The organism is Streptomyces albofaciens JCM 4342 (assembly GCF_008634025.1).
Classification (GTDB): Bacteria; Actinomycetota; Actinomycetes; order Streptomycetales; family Streptomycetaceae; genus Streptomyces; species Streptomyces albofaciens.
In genome coordinates this window covers 3,501,849-3,514,009 of record NZ_PDCM01000002.1, presented here as the reverse complement: position 1 = coordinate 3,514,009, position 12,161 = coordinate 3,501,849, and the positions used below count along the sequence as shown (strand labels likewise).

The window sequence follows — 12,161 nt, the reverse complement described above, 5'->3', positions numbered from 1 at the left end:
AAGAAGGAACTCCCCAAGATGACCAGCACCTCCCGTCTGCGCACCCTCGGCGACCGGCTCGTCGGCCCCGGCCGCCCCGTCTACGTCACCGGTGAGATCGGCATCAACCACAACGGCGACCTGGAGAACGCCTTCGCGCTGATCGACGCCGCCGCGGACGCCGGCTGCGACGCCGTGAAGTTCCAGAAGCGCACCCCGGAGATCTGCACCCCGCGCGACCAGTGGGACATCGAGCGCGACACCCCCTGGGGCCGGATGACCTACATCGACTACCGCCACCGCGTGGAGTTCGACGAGGACGGCTACCGCGCCATCGACGAGTACGCCGGGAAGCGCGGCATCGCCTGGTTCGCCTCCCCCTGGGACGTGGAGTCCGTCGCCTTCCTAGAGAAGTTCGACGTCCCCTGCTACAAGGTCGCCTCCGCCTCGCTCACCGACGACGAACTGCTGCGCGCCATGCGCGCCACCGGCCGCACGGTGATCCTCTCCACCGGCATGTCCACCCCCCGGCAGATCCGGCACGCGGTCGAGGTCCTCGGCAGCGACAACATCGTCCTGTGCCACGCCACTTCGACCTACCCCGCCAAGGCCGAAGAGCTGAATCTCCGCATGATCCACACCCTCCAGGCCGAATACCCCAACGTCCCGATCGGCTACAGCGGCCACGAGACCGGCCTGCAGACCACCCTCGCCGCCGTCGCCCTCGGCGCCGCCTTCGTCGAGCGCCACATCACCCTCGACCGCGCCATGTGGGGCTCCGACCAGGCCGCCTCCGTGGAACCGCAGGGCCTGACCCGCCTCGTCCGCGACATCCGCACCATCGAGGAGTCCCTCGGCGACGGCGTCAAGAAGGTCTACGAGAGCGAGCTGGGCCCGATGAAGAAGCTGCGCCGGGTCGCGGGCGTCGTCGCCGAGGCGGAGGCCGCCGACCGGGAGCCCGTCTCGGCCTGACCCGGCGGGCCGGGACCGCCACCGTACGACCGACCGCACCTGCCACCGCGCAACTGCTCCTGACGCCTTACGGACGGGACGGACACACCGTGAGCTACCCAGACGGGGCCTGTGGCCCGCCCCAGGAGGCGGCGGGTACTCCCGTCCGCCGCCTCCTGGGGGTACCCCGGCAGCCCCGCAGACCCGCCGCGAGCCGGGTGCCCGGCGGCGCGGCGGCGAAGAGCAGTGCCACCGGGCCCGCGTCCGGACGGGCCGCGCGGCGGGCGGCGCGGCAGGCCGCGAAGCAGGCCACGGCCCAGGCGGCGGAAGCCGCCAAGGCCCAGGCCGCGGGCACCCTCGCCTTCGTCGAGAGCCCGGTGCAACTGCTCAACGTCCTGGAATGGGCGCACGGCGAACAGGCCCCGGCCCTGACCGTCGTCGTCCTCGCCCCGCACGACCCGATGACCCGCGGCCAGCTCCGCCGGATGGCCGAACTCGCCCGCGAGGAGGGCTTCTCCGTACGCTGGGAGGAGGCGCGCGACGGGGCGGCCGCGCCGCTGCGCACCATCGGCGGCCTCACCCGGCGGCTGCGGCGCGCCGGACGCGTCGTCATCGGCGATCCCTTCTCGCGCTACGTCCAGCTCCTGCTCACGCTCACCCGGGCCCGCGACCTGGTCGTGGTGGACGACGGCACCGCCACCATGGAGTTCATCACCCAACTGGCCAACGGCGAACGCCTGGTGCGCTGGCACCGGTACGGCGGCGGGCGCGGCCCGCGCGACCTGGCCTTCGCGCCGTTCGCGGCCGCCGCCCGCCGCCGGCTCGGCCCCGCACCCGAAGGCGGCCGGCGCACCGTCGGCCTCTTCACCTCCATGCCCGTCGAGGCGCCACCGGGCATCCGCGTCCTGTCGAACGAATTCGCCTGGACCAGACGGCGGTTCGGTCCGCCGCGCCTGACCCGCGGTACGGACATCGTCGGCACCTCACTGGTCGAGACCGGTGTCATCGACACCGACCACTACCTGGAGGCCGTCCGCTCGCTCGCCCGCGCCCACGGCGCCACCCGCTACTTCGCCCACCGGCGCGAGTCCACCGGCAAACTCCACCGGCTCGCCGCCGAAACCGGCCTGGAAGTCGTACGGCCCGACCTGCCCTTGGAACTCATCGCCCGCCGCGGCCCGATCGGCAAGCTGATCCTCAGCTTCCCCTCCACCGTCGTCCACACGCTCCCGCTCGCCCTCACCGGCACCGGCGTGGGCGTCGCGGTGTGCGACATCGACCCGTCCTGGCTGACCGGCAAGGCGTCGCCGCGCGCCGAGGGCTTCCTGTCCGGGGTGACGGGGACGGCGCGGGGCGTACGCCGCCTGCCCCCGGCGCCGTGTCACGACGGCCTGGCCGCGCACGGCTCAGCGGACCGGCCGCAACCGTCCGGCACCCCTGTTTCCGGAAAGAAGCGGAACCAGTCCTGATACCCCAGTGATGACTACCCCATGCGCCGGGCGGCCTAGATATTCTTCCCCTAACGGGCTGAACTTTTGTTGATCGAGGGACAGTTGCCCCAGCGGCCCCCGTACCCTTCAACGGGTGAACCACTTGATGTCCCGCGAGGCAGAAACCGATGACGCCCCGGCCGGGGAACCGCTGCCCGGCGCGCTGCCGGACGCGTTGTGCGCCGAACTCATCGAATTCCGCCGTGACTTGCACATGCATCCCGAGCTCGGCAACCAGGAGTTCCGCACCACCGCAGCGCTCAAGGCGCGCCTGGAGCGGGCCGGCCTGGCCCCCCGCGTCCTGTCCATCGGCACCGGCCTGATCTGTGACATCACGCCCGGCCTCGCGCCCTGGGACGGCGACCAGCCGCTGCTCGCGCTGCGGGCGGACATCGACGCGCTGCCGATCCCCGACGTGAAGACGGTTCCGTACCGCTCCACGGTCCCCAACCGGGCACACGCGTGCGGCCACGACGTGCACACCGCCGTCGTCCTCGGCGCGGGCCTGGTGCTGGCCGAACTGGCCCGCGAAGGGCGGCTGCCGCGCCCCGTGCGCCTCCTCTTCCAGCCCGCCGAGGAGGTGCTGCCCGGCGGCGCGACCGACGCGATCGGCGCCGGCGCGCTGGACGGCGTGGGCCGCATCCTCGCCGTGCACTGCGACCCGCGGGTGGACGCCGGGCGCATCGGCCTGCGCACCGGCGCGATCACCTCCGCCTGCGACCGCCTGGAACTCTCCCTCGACGGCCCCGGCGGCCACACGGCCCGGCCCCACCTGACCACCGACCTGGTCACGGCCGCCGCCCGGGTCGCCGTCGACGTACCCGCACTGCTCTCCCGCCGGGTCGACACCCGCGCCGGCCTCGCGGTGACCTGGGGCCGCCTGGACGTCGGCCACGCCTGCAACGTCATCCCCCAGCACGCGGAGCTCGCCGGAACGGTTCGGTGCCTGGACCTCGACGCATGGCGCGAGGCGCCGGATCTGGTCCACGCGGCGATCGACGAGATCGCGGCGCTGCACGGAGCGAAGTGCCAGATCAACTACGTCCGCGGGGTGCCGCCCGTGGTGAACGAGCCGGTCTCCACCCAGCTTCTCCACGACGCGATGGCCGCCCGCCGCGGACCCCATTCGGTCGAGGGCACCGAGCAGTCCCTGGGCGGTGAGGACTTCTCCTGGTACCTGGAGCGCGTCCCCGGAGCGATGGCCCGCCTGGGCGTACGCCCACCGGGGAGCACCGTCCGCTACGACCTCCACCGGGGGGACTTCGACGCGGACGAGGGGGCGGTGCGGGCTGGGGTGGAGTTGTTCACGGCTGCGGCGATGCTTGTCACGTTGTGACGGGTGCGTGGATTTTCGGTTGCCCTGGTGGGGGTGCGCGTCTGCGCGGTCTGTCCGGTGGGTGGGGGCTCGGGGCCACACAGGGGTCACTCCTCGGCGCCGGGAGTCATCCTTGTGTTCGTTCTTAACCGGGGTCTCGGCCGTCCTGCGGGGAGACCCCTGTATGTCCCCGAGCCCGCGCCGTTCGCGGCTTTCCCGTCGCCGTGGCTGGGAACTGCACAAACCCAAGCTTTACGGCTGTGACGACGCGAGCGGCGACGGCTGACGCGTGGCCAGGGACACCCCGGCCAGCGCTTAGGCGTGGGCGAGCCTCACCATACGGTGGGCGCCCATCAGGGTGATCGTTCTTTTTCTTCCCCCCACCGGCTCGCACTCGCCAAACGACGGGAGGGGGTGTGCAGGGGGACACTCCCCGCAGGACGACCGTAGCCCCGGTTACGGACAAACCCTGGTTCACTCCAGGCGCCGAGGAGATGGCCCCCTGCGCACCCCCGCCCCACAAACAAAGCAAACGCGCATCCGCGCGAAGCGCGGGCCCGGTACCCCCCACCCGCCGCGCCAGCGGCATGCAGAACGAATAGATAACAGCCACCCAACAAAGGGTTTTCCGCCAGGTCTACGCGCGTTAATCTCCCGTAAAGCCAGCGCCACGTGGGCGCTACCGCGCCAACGTAGGCGCTTCGAGCGAAGGGAAAGGCCCCTTGCGTCGGGTCACCAGGTTTGTCGCCGCGGCCAGCGCCTCCGCGCTTCTCGCGCTCACCGCCACCGCTTGCGGTCAGAGCTTCGCCGAGGCGAACCGCGCCAGCCACGCCGGTGTCGGGCTCGCTTTCGACATCGGCGGGCGGGACGACCACTCCTTCAACGAGGCGGCCGCCCGCGGTACCGAGAACGCCAGGAAGAAGCTGGGCGTCAACGTCAAGATGCTCACCGCGAAGAACGGTGAGACGGAGGCGGACCGTGAGCAGCGGCTCACGTCGTTCGCCGAGGCCGGGTACAACCCGGTCATAGGCGTGGGTTTTGCCTACAGCCGGTCCATCGAGAACGTCGCCAAGGACTTCCCGGAGACGACCTTCGGGGTGGTCGACGCCGTACCGCAGGGCAAGAACGTGGACGCGATGGTGTTCGCGGAGCACGAGGGCTCGTACCTGGCGGGTGTCGCCGCCGCGCTCAAGAGCAAGAACCACAAGGTCGGCTTCATCGGCGGGGTGAACAACGCGCTGATCCAGAAGTTCCAGGCCGGTTTCGAGCAGGGTGTAAAGGACACGGACCCGAACACCAAGGTCACGTCGCAGTACCTGTACCCCAACAACGACAAGGGGTTCAACGACCCGGCCGCCGCCAAGGCGAAGGCGGGCGGCATGCTGGACAGCGGTATCGACGTGATCTACTCTGCGGCCGGCCAGTCGGGCGCGGGCGCCATCGAGGCGATCAGCAAGCGCAAGGGTGCCTGGGCGATCGGCGTGGACTCCGACCAGTATCAGCAGCCGGGTCTTGCCAAGTACAAGGACTGCATCCTGACGTCGGTGGTCAAGAACGTCGACGTGGCGGTCTTCGACCTGATCAAGAGCGTCGAGGACGGCAAGCCGTTGACGGGCGTGCACGCGTACGACATGAAGAAGAAGGGCGTCACGCTCGCCACGTCGGGCGGCTTCATCAAGGACATCCAGCCGCAGATCGACGCCGCCCGGCAGAAGATCGTCGAGGGCAAGGTGAAGGTCAGGGAAACGCCGTAGCAGGGCCCGGAGAGGGGCGGGCCGCCAGCCGGCCCGGCCCCGCCCGGCCCCACCGCGGCCGCGGCTCGCACCGCGGCCGGATCACCGCGCGACCGGACCGTGCCCACGCCCGGGCCCGCGCCCTCGACGGCCGGTACCGACTGCCGCCGCCGTCCCGTACACGCCGTCCGCCCAGGACATCCACCCCCGAGGGGAGTGCGCCATCAACGCAGCACCCACGATCAGCCGCCCGGCCGAGCCGGGCCCCGCGGCCGTCGAACTCCGCGGCATCACCAAGCGGTTTCCCGGTGTCGTGGCCAACCACGACATCGACCTGACGGTCCGCCGCGGTACCGTGCACGCCCTGTGCGGCGAGAACGGCGCGGGCAAGTCGACGCTGATGAAGATCCTTTACGGCATGCAGAAGCCGGACGAGGGCACCATCACGCTCGACGGCGAGCAGGCGGCGCTCAGCACCCCCGCGGACGCCATCGCCCGCGGCATCGGCATGGTGCACCAGCACTTCATGCTGGCCGACAACCTCTCCGTGCTGGAGAACGTCGTGCTCGGCGCGGAGAAGCTGCACGGCATCGGCGCCAGGGCCCGCGCCAGGATCATGGAGATCTCGGACGCGTACGGGCTGGCCATCCGGCCGGACGTCCTCGTGGAGGACCTCGGTGTCGCGGACCGCCAGCGGGTGGAGATCCTGAAGGTCCTCTACCGCGGCGCCCGTACGCTCATCCTCGACGAGCCGACCGCGGTCCTCGTCCCGCAGGAGGTCGACGCGCTCTTCGACAACCTGCGGGAGCTGAAGTCCGAGGGCCTGACCGTCATCTTCATCTCGCACAAGCTGGGCGAGGTGCTGTCGGTCGCGGACGACATCACGGTCATCCGCCGGGGCACCACCGTCGCGTCCGTGGAGCCGTCGAAGACCACGCCCAAGCAGCTCGCCGAGCTGATGGTGGGCAGTGAGCTGCCGTCGCCGGAGACGCGCGAGTCGACGGTGACGGACACGCCGATGCTGGGGGTCGAGGACCTGCGGCTGTCGGCCACCGACTCCGACGGGGTCGTGCGGACCGTGCTGGACGGGATCACCTTCACCATCCACAAGGGAGAGGTGCTCGGCGTCGCCGGTGTCGAGGGCAACGGCCAGGCCGAACTGGTCGAGGCGATCATGGGCACCCGCACCCTGGACGGCGGCGTGGTGACGCTGGACGGGCAGGACCTGTCCGCGGCCAGTACGCGCAAGCGCCGCGAGGGCGGCATCGGGTACGTACCCGAGGACCGCCACCGGCACGCGCTGCTCCTGGAAGCACCCCTGTGGGAGAACCGCATCCTCGGCCACGTCACCGAGCGCCCCAACAGCAAGGGCAGGCTGCTGGACCTGGCCGCGGCCCGCAAGGACACCGAGCGGATCGTCGCCGAGTACGACGTACGGACGCCCGGCATCGAGGTGACGGCGGCCTCGCTGTCCGGCGGCAACCAGCAGAAGCTGATCGTCGGCCGCGAGATGAGCCACCACCCCAAGCTGCTGATCGCCGCCCACCCCACGCGGGGCGTGGACGTCGGCGCGCAGGCGCAGATCTGGGAGCAGATCCGCGCGGCGCGCCGGGAGGGCCTGGCGGTGCTGCTGATCTCTGCTGACCTGGACGAGCTGATCGGGCTCTCCGACACCCTGCGGGTGATGTACCGGGGCCGGCTGGTCGCGGACGCCGACCCCGCGACCATCACCCCGGAGGAGTTGGGCTCGGCCATGACCGGTGCCGCCAGCGGTCATCTCACCGCTGAAGACGCTGACACCCGCGAGGGTGGTGACCGGGAGTGAAGACGCTCACCAGGTCGCTGACCAAGGACAAGGTCCTGCTGGCGCTCGCCGCGCCGCTGCTGGCCATCGCCGCCGCGTTCGTCATCAGCTCGCTGGTCTTCCTGGCCTCGGGCGAGAACCCGCTGCGGGCCTACTGGATCATGGCCGACTACGGCCACTACAGCGACAGCCAGGTCTGGATCATCAACAAGGCGGTGCCGTACTACCTGTCGGCACTGGCGGTCGCCATCGGCTTCCGGATGAACCTCTTCAACATCGGTGTGGACGGGCAGTACCGGCTCGCGGCCTTCGCGGCCGCGGCGGTCGGCGGCGCGATCGCGCTGCCCGGCGCCCTTCAGATCATCCTGCTCATCGTCATCGCGATGCTGGTGGGCGCGCTGTGGTCGGGCATCGCGGGCGTACTGAAGACCTCGCGCGGCGTCAGCGAGGTGATCACCACGATCATGCTGAACGCCATCGCCGCCTCGGTGATCGGCTACTTCCTCCAGGACGGCCGCCTCGCCATCAAGGACGGCAACCTCCTGCACACGAAGTTCCTGCCGGAGTCCAGCCACTTCTTCAGCTTCCCGACCCACCCCAAGCCGGTCTACGGCTTCGTGGTGATCGCCGCACTGGCCGGGTTCGTCTACTGGTTCGTGCTCAACCGCACCCGCTTCGGTTTCGACCTGCGCGCGGTGGGCGCCTCCGAGCCGGCCGCCGAGGCCAGCGGCGTCAGCGTCAAGCGGATGGTCGTCATCTCGATGCTGCTCTCGGGCGCGGCGGCCGGTCTGGTCGGTATGCCCACGCTGCTCGGCGAGTCCTTCAACTACGGCACCGACTTCCCGGCCGGCATCGGCTTCACCGGCATCGCCATCGCGCTGCTGGGCCGCAACCACCCGGTCGGCATGGCCTTCGGCGCGCTGCTGTGGGCGTTCCTCGACCGCACCGGCTCCCGCCTGGAGTTCGAGGGGTACGCGCAGGAGATCGTCGGCGTCATCCAGGGCGTGATCGTGCTGTGCGTGGTCATCGCGTACGAGATCGTGCGCCGCTACGGGCTGCGCGCCCAGCAGCGCAAGGTCGGCGAGGAACTGGCCGCCCAGGCCCGTACCAACGAGAACGACAAGGCGGAGGCGACCGCGTGAGTACGGAACTCAAGCCCGCGGCCCGGCCCGGCGCCAGCGCGTCGGGCGGCGGTCGCCGCAAGCTGACCTACCCGGTCATCCTGCTGATCGTCGCCGGGGCGATCGTCGCGGTGTCCGTGCTGCGCGCGGTCACCGGCACCAACGACCTGACCTCCGCCGGACAGTTCAGCGCGGCGCTCGCCGCCGCCACCTCGATCGGCCTGGCCGGCCTCGGCGGCCTGTGGGCCGAGCGGGCCGGTGTGGTCAACATCGGCCTCGAAGGCATGATGATGCTCGGCTCGTTCGCGGCCGGCTGGGTCGGCTGGCAGCACGGCCCGTGGGCCGCCGCGGCCATCGGCATCCTCGGCGGCGCGCTCGGCGGCCTGGTGCACGCCATCGCCACCGTCACCTTCGGCGTCGACCACATCGTCTCCGGTGTCGCCGTCAACATCCTGGCGCTGGGCGCGACGCAGTACCTGGCCACGCTCTGGTTCGGCGCCGAGGGCAGCGCGGCGATGAAGGCGGGCGGCAACGACAAGCAGTCGCCGCCGATGGCCGACATGCCGACGTTCAGCATCCCGGGCCTCTCGGACTGGCTCCAGACGGTCGAGAACCACCACTGGTTCCTCGTCTCCGACGTGGCCGGCGTCCTCGGCGGCCTGGTCACCAACGTCTCCTGGCTCACCGTGCTGGCCGTCCTGCTCTTCGTCGGCACCTTCTACCTGCTGTGGCGCTCGTCCTTCGGCCTGCGCCTGCGCTCCTGCGGCGAGGCGCCGGTCTCGGCGGAGTCGCTGGGCGTCAACGTCTACACGTACAAGTACGCGGCGGTGCTGGTCTCCGGCGCGCTGGCCGGGCTCGGCGGCGCGTTCCTGTCCATCGGCACGCACTTCTACCAGGACGGCCAGACCGGCGGCCGCGGCTACATCGGCCTGGCCACGATGATCTTCGGCAACTGGCGGCCCGGCGGCGTCGCGATGGGCGCCGGCCTGTTCGGCTTCATGGACGCCATGCAGCTGCGCAGCGGCGGCCCGACCGTGCACGCCCTGCTGCTGGGCCTGGCCGCGCTGCTCGCCGTGCTGGCGCTGTTCCGCCTGCGCGCCGCCAAGCGCGCGCAGGCGGCGGTCTCCGGCGCCGCGGCAGTGCTCCTCGTGCTCTGGTACTTCGCGGCCGACGTGGTGCCGCTGGAGCTGGTCGAGGCCAGCCCGTACATCGCCACGCTGCTGGTGCTGGCCCTGTTCGCGCAGCGGCTGCGCCCGCCGAAGGCCAACGGCAAGCCGTACCGGCGGGGGCAGGGCACATGACGGGCAATGGGCAGGTGCACGACGGCCGGGTGCCGGTCGACTGGGACAAGCTCCGCGAGGCGGCCCGGGATGCGATGTCCCGGGCGTACGCCCCGTACTCCGGCTACCCGGTCGGTGCGGCGGCCCTGGCCGACGACGGGCGTACGGTCGTCGGCTGCAACGTCGAGAACGCCTCGTACGGACTGGGCCTGTGCGCCGAATGCGGCCTGGTGTCCGCGCTGGCCGCCACCGGCGGCGGCCAGCTGACCGCCTTCACCTGTGTGGACGGCCAGGGCGAGCTGCTGGTCCCGTGCGGCCGCTGCCGCCAGCTGCTGTACGAGCACGGCGGCCCGGACCTCCTCATCGACGGCGGGGACGCGGGCGTACGGCGCCTGAGCGACCTGCTGCCCGACGCGTTCGGCCCCCAGCACCTGGCCCGTTAGCGGACCATCGGGTCCCCGCTGGAGGGACCACCGGCCCGCACCGCCCCCGGAGCGGTGCGGGCCTCTCGATCTCCGGGCTCTATGCGTGTAGAACTGTTGGCGCCCGCTCGCCGCGTCGTTCCCGGGTACAGGGACGGGCTGAGCCGGCCGTTCCACGGAAAGGAAGCCCAGATGGACGTCATCTCGGTCATCCGCGCGAAGCGCGACAAGCAGGAGCTGACCCCCGAGCAGATCGACTGGGTCATCGACGCCTATACGCGCGGCGAGGTCGCCCACGAGCAGATGTCGGCCCTGGCGATGGCGATCTTCCTCAACGGCATGAACCGTACGGAGATCGCCCGCTGGACCGCCGCCATGATCGCTTCCGGCGAGCGGATGGACTTCTCCACGCTGGCCCGCCCGACCGCGGACAAGCACTCCACCGGCGGCGTCGGCGACAAGATCACACTGCCGCTCGCGCCCCTCGTCGCCGCCTGCGGCGCGGCCGTGCCGCAGCTCTCCGGCCGCGGCCTCGGCCACACCGGCGGCACCCTCGACAAGCTGGAGTCCATCCCCGGCTGGCGGGCGCTGCTGTCCAACGCCGAGATGATGGACGTACTGGACCGCGTCGGCTCCGTCATCTGCGCGGCAGGCGACGGCCTGGCCCCCGCCGACAAGAAGCTCTACGCGCTGCGCGACGTCACCGGCACCGTCGAGGCCATCCCGCTCATCGCCTCCTCGATCATGTCCAAGAAGATCGCCGAGGGCACCGGCTCGCTCGTCCTGGACGTCAAGGTCGGCTCCGGCGCCTTCATGAAGAACATCGAGGACGCCCGGGAACTGGCCACCACCATGGTCGAACTCGGCACCGACCACGGCGTACGGACCTCCGCCCTGCTCACCGACATGTCCACCCCGCTCGGCCTGACCGCGGGCAACGCCCTCGAAGTCCGCGAGTCGGTGGAGGTCCTGGCCGGCGGCGGCCCGGCCGACGTCGTCGAACTCACCCTGGCCCTCGCCCGCGAAATGCTCGACGCGGCGGGCCTGAAGGACGCCGACCCGGCCAAGGCCCTCGCCGACGGCTCCGCCATGGACCACTGGCGCCGCATGATCCAGGCCCAGGGCGGCGACCCCGACGCGCCGCTGCCCGTCGCCCGCGAGCAGCACACCGTCAACGCCGCCTCCTCCGGCGTCCTGACCACCCTCGACGCGTACGCCGTGGGCGTCTCCGCCTGGCGCCTGGGCGCGGGCCGCGCCCGCAAGGAGGACCCGGTCCAGGCGGGCGCGGGCATCGAACTCCACGCCAAGCCCGGCGACGAGGTCAAGGAGGGCCAGCCTCTGCTCACCCTCCACACCGACACCCCCGAGAAGCTCCCCTACGCCCTCGAAGCCCTCGACGGCGGCGTCCTCATCGCCCCGCCCGGCACGGACTTCACGCCGCGCCCGGTGGTGCTGGACCGCATCGGCTGATCCGGCTCCGCACCGCTGCCGCCGGGCGCGCCCCCTCCGGGGCGCGCCCGGCGCGCGCCGCGCTCCGTCCGGTGGTGTGCTGGAAGCACCTGACTCCGAGGAGAGCGGCGAGAGCGGCGATGGCCAAGAAGAAGGACGACTTCGGCAAGGGCGACAAGGTCACCTGGAGAAGCCACGGCAGCGAGGCCGTCGGCAAGGTGGAGAAGAAGATCACCCGGCGCACGGAGGAAGCGGGCCGCACGGTGGACGCCTCCCCGGACGCCCCGCAGTACAAGGTCCGCAGCGACAAGTCCGGCGGCTCGGCCGTGCACAAGCCCGGGGCTTTGAAGAAGAAGCGGTCCTGAAGCCATGGCGAAGACGAAGGACGACCGGATCTCTCGGGCGACGATTACGCCCACATGCGCAAGGTGACGGGGTACGTCCATCGCCATCTCGCGCAAGCCGTCGGGGGACGTGAAGGAGACGACGTGGCCGTATTCGTTGATGAATTGGGGACGTGATCCGTTGAAGGGGTGAGGGCTGGATGAATCGTTCGGGTGAACGGGACTGGTGGACCGGCGCCAGTCCCGTTCGTCATGCTGGGGTCGGTGCCACAA

10 protein-coding genes and 1 pseudogene are annotated in these 12,161 nt (G+C 71.2%); all 11 read left to right on the top strand.

Features of this window, described 5'->3' with window-relative positions:
* The first annotated feature begins 18 nt into the window (after positions 1–18).
* Positions 19–951, top strand: coding sequence for an N-acetylneuraminate synthase family protein (locus CP973_RS35170; RefSeq protein WP_150248063.1), 933 nt, complete (start codon positions 19–21; stop codon positions 949–951).
* A 155-nt stretch (positions 952–1,106) separates the two neighbouring features.
* Entirely contained in the window at positions 1,107–2,399 is a 1,293-nt protein-coding gene (locus tag CP973_RS35165) for a hypothetical protein (protein WP_244410303.1), read from the top strand.
* A 127-nt stretch (positions 2,400–2,526) separates the two neighbouring features.
* On the top strand, positions 2,527–3,756 hold the full coding sequence (locus CP973_RS35160) for an amidohydrolase (protein WP_150250725.1): 1,230 nt from the start codon (positions 2,527–2,529) through the stop codon (positions 3,754–3,756).
* 701 nt (positions 3,757–4,457) lie between these two features.
* Complete coding sequence (locus CP973_RS35155; protein WP_150248061.1) at positions 4,458–5,489, top strand: BMP family lipoprotein; 1,032 nt, start codon at positions 4,458–4,460, stop codon at positions 5,487–5,489.
* A 292-nt stretch (positions 5,490–5,781) separates the two neighbouring features.
* Complete coding sequence (locus CP973_RS35150; RefSeq protein ID WP_208853358.1) at positions 5,782–7,293, top strand: ABC transporter ATP-binding protein; 1,512 nt, start codon at positions 5,782–5,784, stop codon at positions 7,291–7,293.
* Positions 7,290–8,414, top strand: a complete 1,125-nt coding sequence (locus tag CP973_RS35145) for an ABC transporter permease (protein WP_150248057.1) — start codon at positions 7,290–7,292, stop codon at positions 8,412–8,414. The genes CP973_RS35150 and CP973_RS35145 overlap by 4 nt, the downstream gene beginning before the upstream one ends.
* Positions 8,411–9,694: an ABC transporter permease gene (locus CP973_RS35140; protein ID WP_150248055.1), complete on the top strand. Its 1,284-nt coding sequence runs from the start codon at positions 8,411–8,413 to the stop codon at positions 9,692–9,694. The genes CP973_RS35145 and CP973_RS35140 overlap by 4 nt, the downstream gene beginning before the upstream one ends.
* Positions 9,691–10,116, top strand: a complete 426-nt coding sequence (locus CP973_RS35135) for a cytidine deaminase (RefSeq protein ID WP_150248053.1) — start codon at positions 9,691–9,693, stop codon at positions 10,114–10,116. The genes CP973_RS35140 and CP973_RS35135 overlap by 4 nt, the downstream gene beginning before the upstream one ends.
* Positions 10,117–10,287: 171 nt before the next feature.
* A complete protein-coding gene (locus CP973_RS35130; protein WP_150248051.1) occupies positions 10,288–11,565 on the top strand; it encodes a thymidine phosphorylase in 1,278 nt (425 codons plus the stop codon).
* A 119-nt stretch (positions 11,566–11,684) separates the two neighbouring features.
* Positions 11,685–11,909, top strand: a complete 225-nt coding sequence (locus tag CP973_RS35125) for a hypervirulence associated TUDOR domain-containing protein (protein ID WP_150248049.1) — start codon at positions 11,685–11,687, stop codon at positions 11,907–11,909.
* Positions 11,910–11,936: 27 nt separating this feature from the next.
* Positions 11,937–12,081: pseudogene (locus CP973_RS35120) on the top strand (DUF3140 domain-containing protein); the annotation flags it as partial.
* Positions 12,082–12,161: the final 80 nt, after the last annotated feature.

Coding starts and splice junctions, on each gene's coding strand:
- CP973_RS35130 (WP_150248051.1), top strand. CDS start 10,288: ATGGACGTCATCTCGGTCATCCGCGCGAAGCGCGACAAGCAGGAGCTG.
- CP973_RS35135 (WP_150248053.1), top strand. CDS start 9,691: ATGACGGGCAATGGGCAGGTGCACGACGGCCGGGTGCCGGTCGACTGG.
- CP973_RS35170 (WP_150248063.1), top strand. CDS start 19: ATGACCAGCACCTCCCGTCTGCGCACCCTCGGCGACCGGCTCGTCGGC.
- CP973_RS35160 (WP_150250725.1), top strand. CDS start 2,527: ATGTCCCGCGAGGCAGAAACCGATGACGCCCCGGCCGGGGAACCGCTG.
- CP973_RS35125 (WP_150248049.1), top strand. CDS start 11,685: ATGGCCAAGAAGAAGGACGACTTCGGCAAGGGCGACAAGGTCACCTGG.